This window comes from Enterobacter cloacae complex sp. P13B (genome assembly GCF_014895915.1).
Taxonomy (GTDB): Bacteria; Pseudomonadota; Gammaproteobacteria; order Enterobacterales; family Enterobacteriaceae; genus Enterobacter; species Enterobacter bugandensis.
Genome location: NZ_JADBQN010000031.1, coordinates 188,419 through 208,985 on the forward strand (window position 1 = coordinate 188,419; position 20,567 = coordinate 208,985).

General features: G+C 57.3%; 19 protein-coding genes and 1 pseudogene. 14 read left to right on the top strand and 6 right to left on the bottom strand.

Annotated elements, in window-relative coordinates; all coding sequences use genetic code 11:
* Nucleotides 1-15 precede the first annotated feature (15 nt).
* A complete protein-coding gene (gene pqqU, locus IM273_RS14550; RefSeq protein WP_193051548.1) occupies nt 16-2,130 on the bottom strand; it encodes a TonB-dependent receptor PqqU in 2,115 nt (704 codons plus the stop codon).
* A gap of 243 nt (nt 2,131-2,373) precedes the next feature.
* Here pqqU and IM273_RS14555 point away from each other — a divergent pair, with 243 nt between their 5' ends.
* Nucleotides 2,374-3,435 carry a YncE family protein gene (locus IM273_RS14555; RefSeq protein WP_047368641.1) on the top strand — a complete coding sequence of 354 codons (1,062 nt, stop codon included), beginning with the start codon at nt 2,374-2,376 and terminating at the stop codon, nt 3,433-3,435.
* Nucleotides 3,436-3,486: 51 nt separating this feature from the next.
* Here the strand turns inward: IM273_RS14555 and ansP are convergent, their stop codons facing one another.
* Both ansP and IM273_RS14565 read right to left on the bottom strand, forming a co-directional pair.
* Nucleotides 3,487-4,983 carry an L-asparagine permease gene (ansP, locus tag IM273_RS14560; protein WP_028013287.1) on the bottom strand — a complete coding sequence of 499 codons (1,497 nt, stop codon included), beginning with the start codon at nt 4,981-4,983 and terminating at the stop codon, nt 3,487-3,489.
* A 331-nt stretch (nt 4,984-5,314) separates the two neighbouring features.
* A complete protein-coding gene (locus IM273_RS14565; RefSeq protein WP_045260620.1) occupies nt 5,315-6,202 on the bottom strand; it encodes a LysR family transcriptional regulator in 888 nt (295 codons plus the stop codon).
* Between the two features lie 108 nt (nt 6,203-6,310).
* On the opposite strand from IM273_RS14565, the gene IM273_RS14570 reads away from it, so the two are divergent.
* Complete coding sequence (locus tag IM273_RS14570; RefSeq protein ID WP_045260619.1) at nt 6,311-6,709, top strand: cupin domain-containing protein; 399 nt, start codon at nt 6,311-6,313, stop codon at nt 6,707-6,709.
* Here IM273_RS14570 and IM273_RS14575 read toward each other — a convergent pair.
* Complete coding sequence (locus tag IM273_RS14575; RefSeq protein ID WP_154818592.1) at nt 6,706-6,849, bottom strand: hypothetical protein; 144 nt, start codon at nt 6,847-6,849, stop codon at nt 6,706-6,708. The genes IM273_RS14570 and IM273_RS14575 overlap by 4 nt on opposite strands.
* A 62-nt stretch (nt 6,850-6,911) precedes the next feature.
* Here IM273_RS14575 and IM273_RS14580 point away from each other — a divergent pair, with 62 nt between their 5' ends.
* The 11 genes and pseudogenes from IM273_RS14580 (at nt 6,912) to IM273_RS14635 (ending at nt 17,191) form a co-directional block, all read left to right on the top strand.
* A complete protein-coding gene (locus IM273_RS14580; protein ID WP_028013284.1) occupies nt 6,912-7,451 on the top strand; it encodes an AAA family ATPase in 540 nt (179 codons plus the stop codon).
* A gap of 110 nt (nt 7,452-7,561) precedes the next feature.
* On the top strand, nt 7,562-8,563 hold the full coding sequence (locus IM273_RS14585; protein WP_126325933.1) for an MsnO8 family LLM class oxidoreductase: 1,002 nt from the start codon (nt 7,562-7,564) through the stop codon (nt 8,561-8,563).
* Nucleotides 8,560-9,681: an amidohydrolase gene (locus IM273_RS14590; protein ID WP_193051549.1), complete on the top strand. Its 1,122-nt coding sequence runs from the start codon at nt 8,560-8,562 to the stop codon at nt 9,679-9,681. The genes IM273_RS14585 and IM273_RS14590 overlap by 4 nt, the downstream gene beginning before the upstream one ends.
* 16 nt (nt 9,682-9,697) lie before the next feature.
* A pseudogene (locus IM273_RS22485) lies at nt 9,698-11,961 on the top strand (NtaA/DmoA family FMN-dependent monooxygenase).
* Between the two features lie 9 nt (nt 11,962-11,970).
* Nucleotides 11,971-12,480, top strand: a complete 510-nt coding sequence (locus IM273_RS14605) for a GNAT family N-acetyltransferase (protein ID WP_028013279.1) — start codon at nt 11,971-11,973, stop codon at nt 12,478-12,480.
* Nucleotides 12,481-12,489: 9 nt separating this feature from the next.
* A complete protein-coding gene (locus IM273_RS14610) occupies nt 12,490-13,416 on the top strand; it encodes an amino acid ABC transporter permease (RefSeq protein ID WP_028013278.1) in 927 nt (308 codons plus the stop codon).
* The gene (locus IM273_RS14615) at nt 13,400-14,173 is read left to right on the top strand and encodes an amino acid ABC transporter ATP-binding protein (protein WP_193051552.1); all 774 of its coding nucleotides are present in this window, start codon (nt 13,400-13,402) and stop codon (nt 14,171-14,173) included. Before IM273_RS14610 ends, IM273_RS14615 begins: the two co-directional genes overlap by 17 nt.
* 9 nt (nt 14,174-14,182) lie before the next feature.
* Nucleotides 14,183-15,070: an ABC transporter substrate-binding protein gene (locus IM273_RS14620; protein ID WP_193051553.1), complete on the top strand. Its 888-nt coding sequence runs from the start codon at nt 14,183-14,185 to the stop codon at nt 15,068-15,070.
* A 41-nt stretch (nt 15,071-15,111) separates the two neighbouring features.
* A complete protein-coding gene (locus IM273_RS14625; RefSeq protein ID WP_193051554.1) occupies nt 15,112-15,729 on the top strand; it encodes a glutathione S-transferase family protein in 618 nt (205 codons plus the stop codon).
* A 37-nt stretch (nt 15,730-15,766) separates the two neighbouring features.
* The gene (pptA, locus tag IM273_RS14630) at nt 15,767-15,997 is read left to right on the top strand and encodes a tautomerase PptA (RefSeq protein WP_028013275.1); all 231 of its coding nucleotides are present in this window, start codon (nt 15,767-15,769) and stop codon (nt 15,995-15,997) included.
* Between the two features lie 192 nt (nt 15,998-16,189).
* Nucleotides 16,190-17,191 carry a Kdo(2)-lipid IV(A) acyltransferase gene (locus IM273_RS14635; RefSeq protein WP_192986998.1) on the top strand — a complete coding sequence of 334 codons (1,002 nt, stop codon included), beginning with the start codon at nt 16,190-16,192 and terminating at the stop codon, nt 17,189-17,191.
* A 25-nt stretch (nt 17,192-17,216) separates the two neighbouring features.
* Here the strand turns inward: IM273_RS14635 and IM273_RS14640 are convergent, their stop codons facing one another.
* The gene (locus IM273_RS14640; protein ID WP_041909805.1) at nt 17,217-17,531 is read right to left on the bottom strand and encodes a helix-turn-helix transcriptional regulator; all 315 of its coding nucleotides are present in this window, start codon (nt 17,529-17,531) and stop codon (nt 17,217-17,219) included.
* A gap of 160 nt (nt 17,532-17,691) precedes the next feature.
* On the opposite strand from IM273_RS14640, the gene fusA reads away from it, so the two are divergent.
* Nucleotides 17,692-19,791, top strand: a complete 2,100-nt coding sequence (fusA, locus tag IM273_RS14645; RefSeq protein ID WP_193051555.1) for an elongation factor G — start codon at nt 17,692-17,694, stop codon at nt 19,789-19,791.
* Between the two features lie 69 nt (nt 19,792-19,860).
* On the opposite strand, the gene IM273_RS14650 is transcribed toward fusA, so the two are convergent.
* Nucleotides 19,861-20,286 (bottom strand): DUF3828 domain-containing protein, encoded by a 426-nt coding sequence (locus IM273_RS14650; protein ID WP_193051556.1) that lies wholly within the window; start codon nt 20,284-20,286, stop codon nt 19,861-19,863.
* Nucleotides 20,287-20,567 lie beyond the last annotated feature (281 nt).

The window sequence follows — 20,567 nt, forward strand, 5'->3', positions numbered from 1 at the left end:
AACTTTACTTATTTGTTACTCGAACCGATAAGACACCGACAGACCCACACCGTAGTTACGGCCAGCCGCTGGCTCGTAATAACGCCCGTTGGATTCGTTGACAATAACCGAGCCAACGTACTCTTTGTCGAACAGGTTATCTACGCGGCCAAAGACGTCCATGCCCCAGTTGCCGTAGTTGAATTTATACCCGGTATTCAGCCCGACCACCGTGTACGACGGCGCTTTCGCGGTGTTTTCATCGTCGGCCATGATATCGCTCATGTAGCGCACGTCCGTGCCCGCGTACCAGCCTTCCTCCGGCTGCCAGCCAAACGAGGCGAAGCCCATATTGCGCGCAATACCCGGCATACGGTTACCGTTACAGTCTGCGTCGCTGCAGACGTTAGTCCGGTAGGTGGCATCCAGGTAGGTCCACGCCATTTTCAGCTTCCAGTTTTCAGCGAACTGCTGATCGAGAGACACTTCGACTCCCTGACGGCGGGTCTTTCCGGCATTTTTATAGCTTGTGCGGCCACCAGAGCTGGCATCCACCACGATCTCGTCATCCGTATCGGTGCGGAACAGCGCTGCCGTCAGCAGGCCATTGCCAATGCGGGTTTTGCTGCCCACCTCATACGTGTTGTTCGTGGAAGGCTGCAGGCCGATATTCAGGCCGCCCTGGTTATCGGCGCGATACGAAAGCTCGTTGATGGTTGGCGTTTCGAACCCACGCCCTGCGGCAGCGTAGAGGTTCCACGCGTCCGTCACCGCATACTTCACGGAGCCCGCCGGGAGCCACTTGTGATAGCTCGCGTCACCGCTGTCGTCGCCGTTGCCCGGCGTAACGTAATGGTCGTTAGAATCAAACCAGACCGAGCTATAACGCACGCCCGCATCCACGGACAGTTTCTGCGTCAGCTGCCAGCTGGTCTGCAGGTAAGGGTCGACGTTCCACATCAGGTTACGTTCGTTCCGGCGTTTATCACCCTTCACGCCGTAATCCGGCACGCCGTTGTTCATCACGAAGTTCTCGTACCCGCGACGATCTTCACTCATATTTTCATAGTTCAGACCGGTGGTGAAGGTGACCGGCACCAGCAGCTCGCCGCGGTGCGTCCAGCGGGTATCAACCCCCTGATAATGACGCTGCATATCGATCACGCCGCCGGAGTGAGAAGGCCTCAGCTGCGGCTGGTAGGGAATCGACTGGTACTGGGTCATTTCACGCTCGCCGGCGTACATCATCACGCTGAGATCGTCCTGAGCGCTAAGCTGGCGGTCGTAGCGCAGCCCCGCCTGAGTCTGCTTGATGGTCTTGCGCGTGTTGTACTGATCGCCGCGCGGGGACTGACGCGGGTTATCCTGCCACTCCTGATAGCTCAGCCCGCCCGGATCGTTTGCTTTCATGTCCACGCTGTTAAAAACCAGCGTTAACTTGCTGGCATCGTCAATGCGTACGCCCAGTTTGGCATTAGCGAGATTCTTCCGCGCGCCGCTGTGGTCGCGGTAGCCTTTAGTGGTGAAGCGGGTGGTGGATACGGTGTAATCCACGTCCCCGGCATGGGTGCCATCGCCCATTGCGCCGGTGGCTTTCATGCCGTAGCGCCATGTCCCGTAACTGCCGTAATAACTACTTGCCTCGATGGTCGGCGGCTGCTGCCCGGTTTGCGTATTGATGTTAATTACGCCGCCAGAGGCGTTGCCATACAGGGCGGAGAAGGGACCGCGCAGCACCTCAACGCTGTCAATGCTGGAGAGATCGATGTTGGAGGTCTGGCCCTGTCCGTCCGGCATGGTGGCTGGAATACCGTCGACGTACATGCGAATGCCGCGCACGCCAAACGTTGAGCGGGCACCAAACCCGCGCATCGAAAGCTGGAGATCCTGAGCATAGTTCTGACGGTTCTGAATCTGTAGTCCCGGAACGCTGCCAAGCGATTCGGAGAGATTAATGCGCGGCGCGGCGTGGCGCATATCCTCGCCATTCACGACGCTGACCGCCGCCGGAGTATCAAGCTCTGATACGGTTTGCGGCGTGGCGCTGACGATCATGGTCTGTTCCTCTGCGCTCATCGCGCTAAGAGGCGCAAAAACAACGGGAACCAGCAGCAGCGGGAGAGATGCCTTACGGGCAGATATGATTTTCATGAGTAAAACCGGTTGTGATGTATAAACGAACCAAATGGAACATGTCCATACATGTTAAAGGTTTTGTAAATGTTTTGAAAACTATAACCGCACATTGCGTTAATGAAAGGCAATAGGGAAAAGAAAAACTCCACTTTTAACTTATTAATGATTACTATTCTCATTATCAAAACGGCAATGCCATGACGTTGCCAGCCGGAAGCGATGTCAGCAGTACCCCCAATTTTCAAAAAAGGAATTGTTATGTCTTTACGCCATCTGTGCTCGCCACGCCTGAGTACGTCTTTGCTGTCTGCCGCTTTACTGTTTGCCGGAACCTTCCAGGCGCATGCCGCCGAAGAGATGCTGCGTAAAGCGGTGGGTAAAGGTGCTTATGAAATGGCGGTCAGCCAGCAGGAGAACGCCCTGTGGGTTGCGACGTCGCAAAGCCGTAAACTCGACAAGGGTGGCGTTATCTATCGCCTCGATCCTGCTACGCTGGAGGTGACGCAGGCCATTCATAGCGATCTCAAACCGTTTGGCGCCACCCTCGACGGCGCGACGCAAACCCTGTGGCTGGGTAATACGATCAACGGCGCAGTGACGGCCATTGATGCGAAAACGGGCGACGTGAAAGGGCGACTGGTGCTTGATAGCCGCCAGCGCAGTGAAACCGTCAAGCCGCTGCAGCCGCGCCAGCTGGTGGCGGATGACGCGAGCAACACGATTTACATCACCGGAGTCGGCAAAGAGAGCGTGATTTGGGTCGTGGATGGCGCAACGCTGAAGCTGAAAGAGACCATTGCCAACACCGGCACATACAGTACCGGTCTGGCGCTGGATGCAAAGGCGAAACGCCTGTACACCACCAATGCAGACGGTGAATTGGTCACCATTGATACCGCCACCAACAAAATCCTGAGCCGCAAAAAAGTGCAGGACGACGGAAAAGAGCACTTCTATCTGAACCTGAGCCTGGACACCGCCGGTCAGCGCGCGTTCCTGACCGATTCAAAACAGCCGGAAGTGCTGGCGGTTAGCCTGAAAGACGGCAGCGTGATCGAGAAAATCGCCGCGCCTGAATCCCTGGCCGTTCTGTTTAACCCGGCTCGCAATGAAGCTTACGTGACGCACCGTGAGGCCGGCAAGGTGAGCGTGATTGACGCGAAGACCTACAAAGTGACGAAAACGTTCGATACGCCGGTCTACCCGAACAGCCTGGCGCTCTCTGCGGATGGCAAAACGCTTTACGTGACGGTGAAGCAAAAATCTACCCGCCAGCAGGAAGCGACCCAGCCTGACGATGTGATTCGTATCGCGCTGTAATATAAAAAAAGGGAAGGCATATGCCTTCCCTTTTTAATGCCTGTGTGATGCTTAACGCGAGGTCTCTTCCACCAGCGGCGCGTCGTGTTTTTCATCGTCTGGATGAACCGGCGCGGTGCTGTGAATTTCGTGAACGCGCTTACGCACGCCGAACCAGCCAGCGATCAGCAGCACGGCCAGCAGCGGGATGGTGGCGATGGTATAGGTGCCGTTCGGGTAGTCGAACGCCATCAGCACCAGCACGCTGAACAGGAAGAGCAGGGTGAGCCAGGAGGTCACCGGCGCGCCCGGCAGCTTGAAGCTGATATCTGCGGCTTTGCCTTCTTTAATGGCTTTACGCAGACGCATCTGGCAGACCACGATAAAGGCCCAGGAAGCGATAATGCCGAGTGCGGCCACGTTCAGAACGATCTCAAAGACCTGAGACGGCACCAGATAGTTCAGGAATACGCCGAAGACGTACACCACCAGCGTGGCCAGAATGCCCGCGTAAGGCACGTGCTGCTTGCTCATCTTCGACATGAACTTCGGCGCTGAACCGCCCATCGACATGGAGCGCAGGATACGCCCGGTAGAGTAAAGTCCGGAGTTCAGGCTGGAGAGCGCCGCCGTCAGCACCACGATGTTCATGATACTGCCCACGTAAGGCACGCCGAGCTTCGAGAAGAAGGTGACGAACGGGCTCTGGCCGGCCTGATAGGCGTTCCACGGCAGCAGCAGAACCAGCAGCACCACGGAGCCGACGTAGAACAGACCGATACGCCAGATCACGCTGTTAATGGCTTTTGGCACCATCGTTTGTGGGTCTTTACATTCGCCCGCAGCGGTACCGACCAGCTCAATAGAGGCAAAGGCAAAGACCACGCCCTGCACCAGAACCAGCGCAGGCAGCAGACCGTGCGGGAAGAAACCGCCGTTATCGGTTATCAGGTGGAAGCCGGTAGCATTGCCATCCAGCGGCTTGCCGCTGCCGAGGAAGACGGTACCGACCACCAGGAAAATCACAATGGCGAGCACTTTGACCAGCGCAAACCAGAACTCCATCTCGGCGAACCACTTCACGCCGATCATGTTCATGGTACCGACGATCGCCAGCGCGCCAAGGGCAAAGACCCACTGCGGCACATCACCGAACGCGCCCCAGTAGTGCATATAAAGCGCAACGGCGGTGATATCGACGATACCGGTCATCGCCCAGTTGACGAAGTACATCCAGCCTGCCACGTAGGCGGCTTTTTCACCGAGGAATTCTCGGGCGTAAGAGACAAAGCTTCCGCTGGAAGGGCGATGCAGTACCAGTTCACCCAGCGCGCGAAGAATGAAGAAAGAGAAGATCCCGCACACCAGATAGACCAGGGCGAGAGCCGGGCCTGCCATCTGCAGACGCGCGCCAGCACCTAAAAACAGACCCGTTCCGATAGCGCCGCCGATGGCGATCATTTGAACCTGACGGTTGCCCATCGCTTTGTGGTAGCCCTCTTCGTGGGAGTTCAACCAGCGACGTTTCGCAGCGTGATGATCGGCTGCGCTTTTATTGCTTGTTTTCATTGAGTTACCTGTTTGCCTGTCTGAACCATTATCGTGATAGTCCTGCCTGGCAGAGCGCAATACAAACGATTGCTTCTGCGCAAACACATGCCGCCTTCCCAGTCATTCTGCGTATGGATAAGGCGAAACATGGCGAGGCATCCTACCTGCAATTCATAAGCGACGCAAAATATAACCGTGCCGAAAGTGATGCACGTCGAAGGAAATCGTGTGGTCAGAGCAGAGGGGGATCACAACACGCTGAATCGTGATGAGTTTTTAGTCAAAACAATCGCGACGTTGTTTATTTAATCATCAGATTCCCTTAATTATTACCAGATGGTATAAATTTTTACTGCCGCAGGGCATCGAGAAGCAACCTGAACGCGGTTGTGTGCTGTCGACGGCTTGGATAATACAGGTGATATCCTTCAAACGTGGGGCACCAGGACTCAAGGACCCTGACGAGCCGTCCGTACTGAAGGGCGTCCAGGACCGAGGACTCGGGCACGTAGGCTAATCCGAGGCCACTCTCCGCCGCGTCGATGCGCTGCGACAGATTACTCAGTGTAAGCTGTCCTTCAACCCGCACCCGAAGCTCGCGCCCGTCGCGCTCAAACTCCCAGTCATACACTGCCCCTCGGGTGGGCAGGCGGAGATTGATACAGCGGTGTTCACCCAGCTGCTCCGGCACGAGCGGCACGCCAAAACGAGCCAGGTAATCCGGGGAGCCGACGACCGCCATGCGCATGTCCGGCGCTATCCGCACCGCAATCATATCTTTTGCCACCTGTTCACCCAGGCGTACCCCCGCGTCGAAGCGGCCATCGACGATATCTGTCAGGCCGTTGTCGACCGTCACTTCGACGTTGATTTCAGGATACTGCAGCATAAAAGCCTTCAGTGCCGGCCAGAGCACGGCGTCCATCGCGTGCTCGCCGGCGACGATGCGGATAGCGCCTGCGGGTTTGTCGCGGGTGCTGCAAAGCGCCGTGAGTTCCTGTTCGATCTCCTGCAGATGCGGGCTGAGGCGCGAAAAGAGCTGCTCACCCGCGGGTGTCGGAACCACGCTGCGGGTTGTGCGGGTTAACAGGCGAACGTCTAATCGCGCTTCAAGCTTGCGCATCGCATGACTCAGTGCCGATTGCGAGACGCCCAGCTGCGCCGCTGCGCGCGTAAAGCTGCGCTCTCGGGCCACTACCATAAAGGAGAGCAGGTCGTTGAAATTATCTTTTAGCATTGCGGTTCTATTTATGAATTTCAGTCATGTGTTCTATCTCATTATGTACCCTAATGCTCCAGAATGCTTTGCGCTACTGTTAACGCAACAGTCAACAAGGAGCAAAAGATGAAAATTATCCGCAGCGGTTCATTACCTTCAGCAACAGGCCCGGAGGCCTGGTTTACCGGCGCTGTTCGCATTGACGCGCCCTTTCAGGCGAGCGAACCTGCCAGCGTCGGCGGGGCAACCGTGACCTTTGAGCCGGGGGCGCGCACGGCTTGGCATACGCATCCCCTGGGACAAACGCTGATTGTGACGCAGGGGCGCGGCTGGTTACAGGCGTGGGGCGAAGAGGCGGAAATCCTGAATCAGGGCGATATCGCCTGGATCCCACCCGGCGTGAAGCACTGGCACGGCGCAAGTGCGCAAACGGCGATGACGCATATCGCCATCGCCGAAGCGGTAAACGGCAGCCCGGTAACGTGGCTGGAAAAAGTGACCGACGAACAGTACCCGAACGGCTAACCGCCAAAAACGGCAATCGCCTGCTGCAGGCGCGGTTGATCAAACAGCAGCACCAGACTGGCCAGCTGCAGACGTTTCTCAGGGAATAAATAGACTGCCAGACAGGAGAGTAACACCGCCGCGGTAATACCAGGAAGCATTTCGTTAACAGAATGAAAACGTTATGATTCGGTCTCATTTTCGTAAATACAGGGAGGCTGAGGTGAAAATTAACGTGATCGGAACCAGCGGAAGTGGAAAAAGCACGCTGGCGAAGCAGATTGCGACCGAACTGGCTATTCCCTATATCGAGATGGACAGACTCTACTGGCGACCCGAATGGCAGGGAACGCCGGACGATGAGTTTCAGGAAAAGCTTGAGCAGGTGCTACAGGCGTCGCCAGACTGGGTACTCGACGGCAACTATAACCGCACGCGGCCCGTTAAATGGCGTAATGTAGACGTTGTCGTGTGGGTGGATTATGGGTTTGTCCGCACCCTCTGGCAGGCCGTCAACAGGGCAATCAAACGGGCCTGGCATAAACACGAGCTTTGGCCCGGAACCGGGAACAAAGAGAGTTTCCGGCGCGCGTTCTTCAGTAAAGAGTCGATTCTCATCTGGACGATGAAAACGTGGCGTAACAACCGCACGCGTTATGAAGCCGATCTGCAAAACCCGCAATATGGGCATATCCGCTTCGTCCATATTACCCGCCGCGGGCAGGCGGAAACGCTGATTGCCGCCTTAAAATCTTATTCTTAGTCGGGTTTTATATATCTGATTTCCGGCAAACCAAATGTAAATTAATTGTTTCTCAGTGGTGAAATACGCCTTTAATAATGTCGACATGTTAAGTCAAACGAGAACGCAACATGTCATGGCGAATCAGCATTCTGGATAAAAGCCCCATCGCTGAAAATGAAACGGCTGCCGATGCGCTGGCGCGGACGTTAGCGCTGGCGCAACAGGCGGAAAATCTGGGCTATCACCGCTTCTGGATTGCCGAACACCACAATACCCCGCAACTCGCCAGCCCCTCGCCGGAACTGCTGATTGCCTGGATCCTCGGGCAAACAAAGCGCATCCGCGTGGGCTCTGGCGGCGTCATGCTTCAACACTACAGCCCCTATAAAGTCGCTGAAAACTTTAACGTTCTGGCCGCGCTGGCGCCGGGTCGCGTGGATCTGGGCGTCGGGAAAGCCCCCGGCGGTTTGCCGCTCTCAACCCGCGCGCTTCAGCAGGGCCTGAATCAGCAGGAAAAGGGCAGCTTTGCCGAACAGCTGGCCCAGCTCGACCGCTGGATCCGTCCTGAGCATCTCTCTGCTGAGGAGGCCGTCCGCGCCACGCCGCTGCCGCCGCTGCCCGCTGAGGGTTTCCTGCTGGGCGCGAGCATCGAAAGCGCGCTGCTGGCCGCCAGGCTCAACTGGCACTTTGTGTTTGCCGCACACCTGAACGGCGATCCGGAGCTGCTGCGCGAGGTGGTATCGACCTGGCGTGAGAACAGCGCGCGGGACGTGATAGTGGCTGTGCAGGCGGTTGTCGCGCCGACCCAGGCCGAAGCGGACGCGCTGGCGCAGAAGGTCGAAGTGTGGGGCGTTGAGCTGGCAAACGGCCAGCGCGTAACCGTCGCCAGTGAGGAGCAGGCCTACGCCTTTGCCCGTCAGGCGGGGAGCGAGCCGGTGCGTATTGCCCGTCGGGCCCAGTCGCTGTTGGCGGGCACGGCTGAGTCGGTACTGGAACAGCTTAACGCGCTGCACGAACAGTGGGGCATTGACGAATTTATCATCGACACGCCGGTCGCGGAGGGGGCAACGCGCGTCGCGTCTCTGCGTCTGCTGGCCGAGGCGCGTCTTAACAGGGAGGTTACCGTATGAGCTTCGGCGAACAACTGATTGCCTGGCGTCGTGAGCTGCACCGGAACCCGGAGCTGTCCGGCCAGGAAGTGGAGACCACCGCTCGCCTGCGCCAGTGGCTGACGAATGCCGGTATTCCCCCGCAGCCTTACGATCTGCCGACCGGGCTGGTGGCGGAAATTGGAACCGGTAGCAAGCTGATTGCGCTGCGGGCAGACATTGATGCCCTGCCAATTGAAGAGCGCAGCGGCGTGCCGTTTAGCTCGCAGCATGCAGGCGTGATGCACGCCTGCGGACACGATATCCACACCAGCGTGATCCTCGGCGCCGCGTTAAAGCTCAAAGAGCGGGAAGCCTCACTTAACGGCCGGGTGCGTATCCTGTTTCAACCTGCCGAAGAGAACTTTGGCGGTGCGAAGAGCATGGTGCGTGCCGGTGCCCTGCGTGACGTCAGCGCCATCTTCGGCATGCATAACGAGCCGGGCCTGCCGGTCGGTGAGTTCGCCACCCGCGGCGGACCGTTTTATGCCAACGTCGATCGCTTCGTGATCCGCATCACCGGCAAGGGCGCACATGCGGCCCGCCCACACGAAGGCAACGACGCCATTGTGCTGTCGAGCCAGCTGGTGACGGCGCTGCAAAGCGTCGCCAGCCGCAACGTCAACACGCTGGATTCGGTGGTGCTGAGCGTCACCCGCATCGCAGGCGGCAACACCTGGAACGTGCTGCCGGAAAGCGTCGAGCTGGAAGGCACGCTGCGTACCCATCGCACGGAAGTGCAGCAGAATGTGAAAGCCCGCGTGGGTGAAATTGCTGCCGGGTTTGCCAGCGCCTTCAGCGCGCAGATTGACATCACCTGGTATGCCGGGCCTACCGCGCTGGTGAATGACGAACGCTGGGCCGACTTCGCCACCTCGGTCGCGCGTGAGGCCGGTTATGAAACCCGGCACGCGGAACTGCATATGGGCGGGGAAGATTTTGCGGTCTATTTGCAGTCTGTTCCCGGCGCGTTTGTCAGCATTGGCAGCAACAGCCCGTTTGGTTTACATCACCCGGCCTTTAATCCGGATGAAGCACTGATTGAGCCCGCTGCCCGCTATTTTGCACAGCTTGCGGAAAAAGCCCTGCAACACGTTTAATTCAGGAGAGGTAAAGATGTCTGCAACCCGACAACTGCGGCTGGGCACCATTCTGCATGGTGCATCCGGGAATATGTCCGCCTGGCGCCATCCTGCGGCGATCGCCGACGCCAGTATTAACTTTGACTTTGTGAAAGCGACGGCGTTAAAGGCCGAAGAAGGGAAGCTCGATTTTCTCTTCGTGGCCGATGGTCTCTATATCAACGAGAAATCGATTCCCCATTTTCTGAATCGCTTTGAACCGTTAACCGTGCTTTCCGCTCTGGCCAGCATCACCTCGCGCCTGGGGCTGGTGGGAACCTTGTCCACCTCCTACAGCGAGCCCTTTACGACGGCGCGCCAGTTCGCCAGCCTCGATCACCTGAGCAACGGCCGCGCGGGCTGGAACGTGGTGACCTCACCGCTGGAGGGGTCGGCGAAAAACTTCTCCCGCGAAAAACACCCCGAGCATGCGCTGCGCTACCGGATTGCCGATGAGTATCTCGACGTGGTGAAAGGGCTGTGGGATTCCTGGGAAGGCGACGCGTTTATCCGCAACAAAGAGAGCGGCCAGTTTTTTGACCCGGCCAAACTGCATACGCTCGACCATCACGGTGATTTCTTCCAGGTCGCCGGTCCGTTGAATATTGGCCGCACGCCGCAGGGGCGACCGATTGTCTTCCAGGCCGGGGCCTCTGACGACGGGAAAAAACTGGCGGCGAAACATGCCGACGCCATTTTCACCCACCACGAGACCCTTGACGAGGCTAAAGCCTTTTATCAGGACGTAAAACAGCAGCTGGAAACAAACGGTCGCCGCGCGTCGGATCTCCATATTTTCCAGGGCGTCAGCGTGATTGTGGGTAAAGATGCCGATGACGTGGAAAACCAGTATCAAACCACGGCGGCGCTGGTGTCGATTAACGACGCCCTCAATTACCTCGGGCGTTATTTTGAACATCACGATTTCAGCCAGTATCCGCTCGACGAGCCGTTCCCGGATATCGGTGACTTAGGCAAAAACAGCTTCCGCAGCACCACCGATGAAATTAAGCGAAATGCCCGCGAGCGCAACTTAACCCTGCGCCAGGTGGCGCTTGAGGCCGCATCGCCGCGCCCGCGCTTTTCCGGCACGCCGGAGGAGGTCGCCGACGGTCTGCAGGCCTGGTTTGAAGGCTATGCCGCAGACGGCTTCATCATCCAGGGCGGTACGCCGGATACCTTTCCGCGCTTTGTTGACCAGGTGGTGCCCGTTTTACAGGCCCGCGGCCTGTTCCGCACCGACTACCCGGGAACCACGCTGCGCGAAAGCCTGGGCTTAGACCAACCGAAAAACCAGTTCACACAACAATAAAAGAGAACTCCGCTATGCAAAAAACATTGCTTATTCTGGCGCTCGCGCTGGCCTTTACCCCTGCCGTCTGGGCAGAGAATGTGAATATTAACGGCACCGGCGTAAGCATCGAGGCCAATAAAACGCCGATTAACACCGCCAAAAACAGCGATGCAGTGGCGCAGCTGCCGAAAGACTATCGCTTTGCCGTGCCGGGGAAATTTACCGTGGCGGTGGCGGGCCTCAATCAACCGCCGCTGACGGTATTTTCCGACGACAACAAAACGCTGCTCGGGAGTGAAGTTGACGTCGCCCGTCTGGTGGCTGACAGCCTCGGGCTTGAATTGAACGTGGTGCCAACGTCGTGGGAAGACTGGCCGCTGGGCGTGGCGTCCGGGAAATACGATGCCGCCATCAGCAACATTACCGTTACCAAAGCGCGCAAAGAGAAGTTCGATTTCGCCACCTACCGTAAGGACTCCCTCGGTTTCTACGTGAAATCGACCAGCCCGATCGAATCGCTTCAGAAGGCTGAGGACATCGCCGGGCTGCGGATTATCGTTGGTTCCGGGACCAATCAGGAGGCCATCCTGCTGGCATGGAATGCTGAAAACCTGAAGAAGGGGCTGAAACCGTTTACCCCGATCTACACCAAAGACGATGCGGCGCAAACGCTGGCGCTCCAGTCCGGGCGCGCGGATGCCTACTTTGGCCCGAACGTGATTGGCGCATGGAAGGCGGCGCTGAACGGGAAAACTAAACTGGTCGGCAGCGTCGACGGCGGCTGGCCGAAGGCGGCGCACATTGCGGTGACGCTGAAGAAAGGCAGCGGGCTGGTTGAGCCGGTGCAAACCGCGCTGAACGGCGTCATCAAAAACGGCGATTACGACAAAGTGCTGAACCGCTGGGGGGAAGGCGTTGAGCGTATTCCGCAGTCAGAAGTGAATCCTGATGGCCTGGGTGATTAAGGAGGTGCTATGCGTGAACAATTTCGTGACGTTTCACCGGAAGATGCCGAACTTCAGCCCATTATCGAGGGGCTGTTCGGTGAATATGCCGCTCGCTACGGTGACTACTTCTCTAAAGACGCGGAAGTGGAACTCACCGAGTGGTATTTAGCGCCGCAGGGGCTGTTTATCGTTCTGGAGCGTGACGGAAAAATCATCGCCACCGGTGCGTACAAACCCTTCGACGAACGCACCGCGGAAATCAAGCGCATCTGGACGGACAAAACCCTGCGTCAGCAGGGGCTTGCCGGACGCGTAGTGCAGGAGCTGGAGCGCAGGGCGGTGCTGGCAGGTTACAGCCAGATCTACCTGACAACCGGTTTTCGCCAGCCGGAAGCGGTCAGGCTCTATCTCAGCCAGGGCTACCAGCCACAGTTTGATCTGAACCGGGATCCGGAAGAGTACAGCCAGCCGCCGTTTGACGGTCGGCTGCGCTTCACTAAAACGCTGGTACGCGAAGCGTTCAGTAAAACCGCATGAGGAACGACGATGAGCAACGTTGAAACCATTAAGGTGGTCCCGGCGCGTTATCCGCTGCGGACCGTCGGCGCCGCGGTGGCGCTGTTTGTGCTGGCGGTCGTGATCCAGTCCGTCGCTTTCAACCCGCGCTGGGAGTGGGCGGTGTTTGCCCGCTGGTTCTTCGACCCGGTTATTCTCGAAGGCGTAGGGCAGACTCTGCTGCTTACCCTGATCGGTACCGCGCTGAGCGTGGTGTTGGGCGGCATGCTGGCGCTGGCGAGACTCTCCTCGTCATGGCTGCTGAGCAGCCTGGCGTGGGGCTATATCTGGCTGTTTCGCTCGCTGCCGCTGATCGTGGTGCTGATCATTCTCTACAACTTTTCCTATCTCTACGACACGCTCTCCCTCGGCGTGCCGTTCACCGGCATCACCTGGGGCAGCTTTGAAACCATCAACGTGCTCGGGCAGTTCTCCACCGCCGTGGTGGGGCTGACGCTGGTGCAGAGCGCCTACACCGCAGAGATTATTCGCGGGGGTTTCCTCGGGGTGGATCACGGCCAGTATGAAGCGGCCGCCGCGCTTGGCCTGCCGGCCTGGCGACGTACGGTGCGGATAATCCTGCCTCAGGCGCTGCGCACTATTCTGCCGTCCGGGTTCAATGAAATTATCAGCCTCGCCAAGGGGACGGCGATGGTCTATGTCCTGGCAATGCCGGAGCTGTTCTATACCATCCAGATGATCTACAACCGCACGCAGGAGGTGATCCCGTTGCTGATGGTCGGTGCCGCCTGGTATCTGGTGATTACCACCGTCTTGTCCGCTATCCAGTACGGTGTTGAACGCGCACTCGCCCGCAGCGAACGCCGCTCTGCGGTTAATCAGAACCGTGCCGCCCGTCGCACCCGTTCCGTCACCACCACGCCAGCACAGGAGCCTATCCATGCAAGCCTCTCCTGAAGGACATATCTCGATTACCGGTGTCAGCAAGTTTTTTGGTCGCCATAAGGCGCTCGACAACGTTTCGCTTGAGATCCCGCCCGGTTCCGTGACGGTCATTCTCGGGCCCTCAGGCTCGGGCAAATCGACGCTGCTGCGCACCATTAACCATCTGGAGCGCGTCGACGAAGGCTTTATTCAGATCGACGGGGACTACATTGGCTACCGTCGTCAGGGCGACAAGCTCTATGAGCTGAAGGAGAAAGAGATCCTCAAGCAGCGCGTCAACGTGGGCTATGTCTTTCAGAACTTCAATCTCTTTCCTCACCTCACGGTGCTGGAAAACCTGATTGAGGCGCCCATCGCGCATAAGAAGCTCAGCAAAAAAGAGGCGGTGGAAAGGGCATACAGCCTGCTGGATGTGGTCGGGCTGCGGGATAAAGCCGATGCCTGGTCTCGCCATCTCTCCGGCGGGCAGCAGCAGCGCATTGCGATTGCCCGCGCGCTGGCGCTACGCCCCCGCGTGATGCTGTTTGATGAACCTACCTCGGCGCTGGATCCGGAGCTGGTGGGAGAGGTGCTGGACGTGATCAAAAAACTGGCCCGGTCCGGCACTACGCTGGTGGTGGTCACCCACGAGATCGGCTTTGCCCGCGAGGTGGCGGATCAGGTGGTGTTTATGGTCGACGGGAAAATCGTGGAGCAGGGCAGCAGCGACGCGGTATTGAACCGTCCGTTGCATGCGCGAACGCGCCAGTTCCTGTCAAAAGTGCTGTAAGGAGCGCAGATGAAATACGGACTTCTGGCGGGGCTGGTCTTCACAACGGCAAGCCACGCCAGCATCGATCTGAAAGCCAACGAGCAGCCGCTGCCGGTGACGGTGGATCGGCAGGCCGTGGCGAAGATCCCCGCCGGTTATAAATTCGTTGAGCCGGGTACGCTGACGGTCGCCGTCTCGATGCTGAACTCCCCGCCGCTGGCGCTGCTGGCCAGCGATAACCGCACGCGGATTGGCAGCGACCCGGATATCGCCCGCCTGCTGGCGGGCAGCCTGGGGCTGAAGCTAAAGCTGGTGCCAACGGCGTGGGAAGACTGGCCGCTGGGCATCGCTTCCGGGCGCTACGACGTGGCGCTGGTGAACATTGCGGTGACCGAACAGCGTAAAGAGAAGTTTGATTTTGCGACCTACCGCGTCGATTCGTTGGCGTTTTCGGTGAAGTCCACCAGCGAGATTCAATCAATCAAAAGCGCGGAAGATCTGGCCGGAAAAAAGGTGATTGTCGGCTCGGGCACCAATCAGGAGCGCATCCTGCTGGGCTGGAACGAAGAGAATAAAAAGGCGGGGCGAGCGCCTGCGCTGCCGGTCTATCTCCACGACGATGCCTCGGGCAATCTCTATATCCAGTCCGGTAGGGCGGACGTGTTCTTTGGCCCTCAGTCGGTTTCAGCTTACAAAGCGGCGCTCACCGGCAAAACCCGCGTGGTCGGTTTAGGTCCGAAAAAAGCTTATGTCGCCACCACGACCAAAAAAGGCAATGGGCTGGTGTACGCGCTGCAGGCCGCGCTGAACGGGGCGATTGAGCGCGGAGAGTACCAGAAGGTGCTGGCGCGCTGGGGCGAACAGGGCGAAACGATGGCGCAATCGGAGGTCAACCCGCCTGGGATAACCTACTAATGGTGCTCTACACTTAGGATTTTCACTCCTGAGGGGGCAACATGATGAAACTCTATGGCGTACCCGGCTGGGGCTCGGCAATCAGTGAAGTGATGCTGACCCTGGCTGATATTTCTTATCAATTTGTGAACGTTGACGGGTTTGACCAGCCCGGCCCGCAGCGTGAACTGCTGCAAAAACTCAACCCGCTGTGCCAGGTGCCCACGCTGGAGCTGGAAAATGGCGCCATCATGACCGAAACGGCGGCGATTGCCCTGATGGTTCTCGACAGATGTCCCGATCTCGCTCCACCCGTGGGGCAGGCCGAGCGTCAGCAGTTTCAGCGTCTGCTTATCTGGTTCGTGGCGAACGTCTATCCCACCTTTACCTATGCCGATTATCCCGAACGCTGGGTGCCTGATGCGCCGGAACAGCTGCAGAAAAACTGCATTGAATACCGGAAATCGCTCTATCTGTGGTTTGAAAATCAGCTTAAGGCCGCGCCGTTTGCGCTGGGTGAACGGCTGACGCTGCTGGATGTGTATATTGCGGTGGCGCGCACCTGGGGGCCTCGCCATGAGTGGTTTGCGACAAATACGCCGAAGCTTACGGCGATTGCGGATACCGTGTGTCAGCTGCCGGAACTGCACAAGGTGTTAAAGGCAAACAACATTATCTGATAACGTGGAATGCTCACACATAACAGGAAGCCTGCATATGCCACACGTAGATATCAAATGTTTTCCCCGCGATCTTAACGACGAGCAAAAAACCGCGCTGGCGGCAGATATCGCCGAGGTGATAATTCGCCATTTCAACAGCAAAGACGGTTCAGTATCGGTGGCGTTGAACCAGGTAAACCCGGAAGACTGGAAAGCACAGGTCTGGGATACCGAAATCGGGCCGAAGCTGGACGAGTTGATTAAAAAGCCCGGGTATTCAATGTAATCTTTCGCCGGGTGAGGTCATCGTCTTACCCGGTTTCTCCTGCCGCTTACGCCTTCTTTTCGCAAAAAACGATAAAACTAAGTTTTATCTGATCCGTTACACTTAACGTTCACGACCGACATTTAATCAATCCTTAGGAAAGATCGACAACAGAATCAATTAAGGACAGTCACATTAAAGGATAATTTTCTCATGACAAAATTACCCCGGTTTTCACCTGCTTTTTTCCACCCGCGATACTGGCTAAGCTGGACAGGCATCGCCGCCCTGTGGCTTATCATGCTGCTGCCTTACCCGCTGTTGTTCAGACTCGGACACGCTCTGGGCCGGTTGGCCATGCGCCTTCTACCGCGCCGTGTCGAGATTGCCCGCCGTAATCTGGAACTGTGCTTCCCGCAGATGGAAGCAGAAGCGCGTGAATCTTTGCTGCAGCGAAATTTTGAATCCGTGGGAATGGGGGTTATCGAAACCGGCATGGCGTGGTTCTGGCCTGAATGGCGGGTGCGTAAATGCTTTACCGTGCGCGGTTACGAACATATGGAGCAGGCCAGGGCGCAGGGAAAGGGCGTGGTGCTGGTTGGCATGCATTTTCTGACGCTTGAGCTGGGCGCGCGGATATTTGGCATGCTTAACCCCGGTATTGGGGTTTATCGTCCCAACAATAATGCGCTCCTGGACTGGCTACAAACGCGCGGTCGTCTGCGTTCGAATAAAACCATGCTGGATCGTCATGATTTAAAAGGCATGATCCGTGCCCTGAAGCAGAATGAAATTCTCTGGTACGCGCCGGATCATGACTATGGCAAAGCCAACAGCGTGTTTGCGCCATTCTTCGCCGTCCCGGATGCCGCCACGACGGCGGGCAGCTATATGCTGGTCAAAAGCGCTAAGCCTGCCGTTATTCCGTTTGTGCCGCGCCGCAGAGAGGACGGTACAGGGTACGAGCTGATTATTCTTGAAGATATCAGCGCGTCATTGCAGGGTGCGGATAAAGAGTCTGTCGCAACCCAGATGAACCGGGCGATCGAGCGCGCGGTGCTGATGGCGCCGGAGCAGTATATGTGGCTGCACCGTCGCTTCAAGACGCGTCCTGAGGGCGTGCCGGACAGATATGCCCGTAAAAAAATCTCCGCGCCCCCTCGGGCTGGCTTAACCGACGATGAATTCTCGCAGCAGTCGGGCATGCAGCACTAAAACGCCACGCAAAAGGCTGCTGGAGCTAGTTTCCGGCAGCGCTTTTGGCCTTTAGCAGTATTTCCATCAGCCCGGGAAAACGGGCATCCAGATCCTCCCGACGCAGTGAAATCATATTTTCTCGTCCCTGCGGACGCTGCCAGATGACCCCACTGTCGCGCAACACGCGCCAGTGGTGGGTCATCGTGGACTTCACCACATCTTCCGGGCGCAGCGCGTTACAGCTGAGTTCGCTGCCGTCGGCGAGCCGGCGAATAATCGATAGCCGGAGCGGGTTGCCGAGGGCAAACAGCACATTTTCCAGCAGTATTTGTTCAGTTTCAGGGTGGTTAGGGATCATCGTTTTCCTGCGCGTGATGTCAGATTGAGCTATATCAACAATAGGTCAATCCTTAAAAAATAGTTCGATAATACTCGTACAATAGAACTATTATAGCAAACGAACCAATGCACGACCATCCCGGTCGTCACAAACACGTCATAGTGACTAAGGAAATATCATGCCCCGACCCATTCCTCTCGAACGTTATCGCAACATCGGTATCTCCGCGCATATCGATGCCGGTAAAACCACCACCACTGAGCGCATCCTGTTTTATACCGGGATGAGCCACAAGCTGGGTGAAGTACACGATGGCGCGGCAACCACCGACTGGATGGCGCAGGAGCAAGAGCGCGGGATCACCATTACGTCCGCGGCGGTCAGCTGCTTCTGGCCAGGCATGGACAGAGGCTTTGAGCCGCACCGGATCAACATCATCGACACCCCGGGGCACGTGGACTTCACCATTGAGGTGGAGCGTTCCATGCGCGTGCTCGACGGCGCGGTGATGGTGTATGACTCCGTGGGTGGCGTGCAGCCGCAGTCGGAAACCGTCTGGCGTCAGGCCAATAAATATCACGTACCGCGTCTGGCCTTCGTCAACAAAATGGACCGTCCGGGTGCCGATTTCTTCCGCGTCGTGCGGATGATGCAGGAGCGCCTGAAGGCCAATCCGGTGCCGATTGTCATCCCGGTGGGTGCCGAAGATCATTTCACCGGCGTGGTCGATCTTATCAAGATGCGCACCATTCTGTGGGACGATGCGACGCAGGGTATGGTGTTTACCTATGCCCCCGTGCCGGACGATTTAGTCAGTACCGCCCAGGAGTGGCGGGAAAAAATGGTCTCCGCGGCGGCGGAAGCCAGCGATGAGCTGATGGACAAGTACCTGGAAACGGGCGACCTGACGGAGGCGGAAATTGTCCAGGGGCTGCGCATTCGCACTATCTCGGGCGAAATCCAGCCGATGCTGTGCGGCAGCGCCTTTAAAAACAAAGGTGTGCAGCGCATGCTGGATGCGGTGATTGAGCTGATGCCGTCCCCGCTGGACGTGCCGGCCATTGATGGCGTGGATGAAAAAGGACAGCACGCGGAGCGTCATCCGAGTGATGATGAGCCGTTCTCGGCGCTGGCGTTCAAGCTGATGAGCGATCCGTACGTCGGGCAGTTGACCTTTATCCGGGTCTACTCTGGCGTGCTGCGCAAAGGCGACGCGGTCTATAACCCGGTGAAAGAGAAGAAAGAGCGCATCGGGCGCATCGTGCTGATGCATGCCAACGATCGCCATGAGGTGGATGAACTGCGCGCCGGGGATATCGCTGCCTGTGTCGGGTTAAAAGACGTGACCACCGGTGACACGCTCACCGATCCGAACGCCGTCATTACGCTTGAGCGCATGGAGTTCCCGGATCCGGTGATCTCGCTGGCGATTGAGCCGAAAACCAAAGGCGATCAGGAGAAAATGGGCATTGCGCTGCAGCGTCTGGCGGCGGAAGACCCGTCTTTCCGCCTGCACACTGACGAGGAGTCCGGTCAGACCATTATCTCCGGGATGGGTGAGTTACACCTGGAGATAATCGTCGACCGCATGAAGCGTGAGTTTAGCGTCGAGGCGAACATTGGTCGTCCGCAGGTAACCTACCGGGAAACCCTGCGCAAGGCGGTGAGGGATATTGAAGGGAAATTTGTCCGACAGTCCGGCGGGAAAGGGCAGTACGGTCATGTGGTCCTGAGCCTGGAGCCGCTGGAGCCCGGAAGTGGTTTTGTATTTGAAGATGCCACCAAGGGCGGCGTGGTGCCGCGTGAGTATATCCCGTCCGTGGAGAAAGGGCTGCGGGAAGCGATGAACAGCGGCGTGCTGGCGGGCTATCCGGTCGTAGATGTTAAGGCGACGCTGACGTTTGGCTCGTATCACGACGTCGACTCCTCGGAGATGGCGTTCCGCATGGCGGCGATCCTCGGCTTCAAGGAGGGCGCTCGCAGGGCGGATCCGGTGATCCTTGAGCCGATCATGCACGTGGAGGTGGAAACGCCGGAAGAGTACGCCGGGAACATCATGGGCGATCTCTCTTCCCGACGCGGCATGGTGCAGGGAATGGCGGAGCAGTACGGAAGCCAGATTATCCGCGCCGATGTGCCGCTGGCCGAGATGTTTGGCTACGCCACGACGCTGCGCTCGATGTCCCAGGGACGCGCGACGTACACGATGGAATTCCACCATTTTGCAGAGGCTCCGCGGAATGTTGCGGATGAGATTATTGCGCGGCGTGCGAAGTAGTTAATTAATTGCACATGGTAGTCGGTGGGCTACCATGTGCTTTTTTTTACGACACGGAGATAACCCATGTTATTTAATTAGCGTTGCCGAGCGGACTTTCCATTTCCCTTGTTCTTCAATAAGACAATCTGCAACAACGTGATCTTGCTTCTTACCAAACGCGATATAAACGTTTGTGCAAACGGCGTCAAAATCAGAGTGCAGGATGGTTATCTGATTCCAGTCCTCATCCCAATCCTGTGATTTGATGAACATATCCGCATCGGGCATATCTTTTTCGTTACTGTCACCTGAATACAACTCTTTTATTGCTGCAATTGTCCCCGAGGCAACGTAATAATTCATAATATCTGGGTTAAGTACGGGCGGTTTGTGCTGATCTAACTGCGCGATATACCATTGATTGAATTTAAGCGCCGCCTGACCCGGTGCATAAACGTTTTCTGCGGCCGCGAGCGGAGAAAGGGCAAAAAGAAAAAACCAAAGTGTTTTCATTAGTCATGCCTGAACAGTTCGTAATGTGGTTGTATATTTCGTAATGTGGTTGTATATTGCGGTAAGCCTGCCCTGGGTACAGGGTGCGTTGAACAAAATCGCTGATCCACTGCTGACCATCGTATATGCAAACGTGCCCGCTATCATGACCAACAATATTTTGAATAACTGCGACGTCGCCTGCATGGGGTTGATCGTATACAAGGCGGAATCCAGCGTTAACCAATGTCCGCCCCATGTCTTTTGCCAGACGCGTATTGGGGATTTTTAATCTTCCACCC

Bases quoted from the DNA above. Each gene is read 5' to 3' on its own strand.
- pqqU (WP_193051548.1), bottom strand. From the start codon at position 2,130: ATGAAAATCATATCTGCCCGTAAGGCATCTCTCCCGCTGCTGCTGGTT.
- IM273_RS14555 (WP_047368641.1), top strand. From the start codon at position 2,374: ATGTCTTTACGCCATCTGTGCTCGCCACGCCTGAGTACGTCTTTGCTG.
- ansP (WP_028013287.1), bottom strand. From the start codon at position 4,983: ATGAAAACAAGCAATAAAAGCGCAGCCGATCATCACGCTGCGAAACGT.
- IM273_RS14565 (WP_045260620.1), bottom strand. From the start codon at position 6,202: ATGCTAAAAGATAATTTCAACGACCTGCTCTCCTTTATGGTAGTGGCC.
- IM273_RS14570 (WP_045260619.1), top strand. From the start codon at position 6,311: ATGAAAATTATCCGCAGCGGTTCATTACCTTCAGCAACAGGCCCGGAG.
- IM273_RS14575 (WP_154818592.1), bottom strand. From the start codon at position 6,849: ATGCTTCCTGGTATTACCGCGGCGGTGTTACTCTCCTGTCTGGCAGTC.
- IM273_RS14585 (WP_126325933.1), top strand. From the start codon at position 7,562: ATGTCATGGCGAATCAGCATTCTGGATAAAAGCCCCATCGCTGAAAAT.
- IM273_RS14590 (WP_193051549.1), top strand. From the start codon at position 8,560: ATGAGCTTCGGCGAACAACTGATTGCCTGGCGTCGTGAGCTGCACCGG.
- IM273_RS14605 (WP_028013279.1), top strand. From the start codon at position 11,971: ATGCGTGAACAATTTCGTGACGTTTCACCGGAAGATGCCGAACTTCAG.
- IM273_RS14610 (WP_028013278.1), top strand. From the start codon at position 12,490: ATGAGCAACGTTGAAACCATTAAGGTGGTCCCGGCGCGTTATCCGCTG.
- IM273_RS14615 (WP_193051552.1), top strand. From the start codon at position 13,400: ATGCAAGCCTCTCCTGAAGGACATATCTCGATTACCGGTGTCAGCAAG.
- IM273_RS14620 (WP_193051553.1), top strand. From the start codon at position 14,183: ATGAAATACGGACTTCTGGCGGGGCTGGTCTTCACAACGGCAAGCCAC.
- IM273_RS14625 (WP_193051554.1), top strand. From the start codon at position 15,112: ATGATGAAACTCTATGGCGTACCCGGCTGGGGCTCGGCAATCAGTGAA.
- pptA (WP_028013275.1), top strand. From the start codon at position 15,767: ATGCCACACGTAGATATCAAATGTTTTCCCCGCGATCTTAACGACGAG.
- IM273_RS14635 (WP_192986998.1), top strand. From the start codon at position 16,190: ATGACAAAATTACCCCGGTTTTCACCTGCTTTTTTCCACCCGCGATAC.
- IM273_RS14640 (WP_041909805.1), bottom strand. From the start codon at position 17,531: ATGATCCCTAACCACCCTGAAACTGAACAAATACTGCTGGAAAATGTG.
- fusA (WP_193051555.1), top strand. From the start codon at position 17,692: ATGCCCCGACCCATTCCTCTCGAACGTTATCGCAACATCGGTATCTCC.
- IM273_RS14650 (WP_193051556.1), bottom strand. From the start codon at position 20,286: ATGAAAACACTTTGGTTTTTTCTTTTTGCCCTTTCTCCGCTCGCGGCC.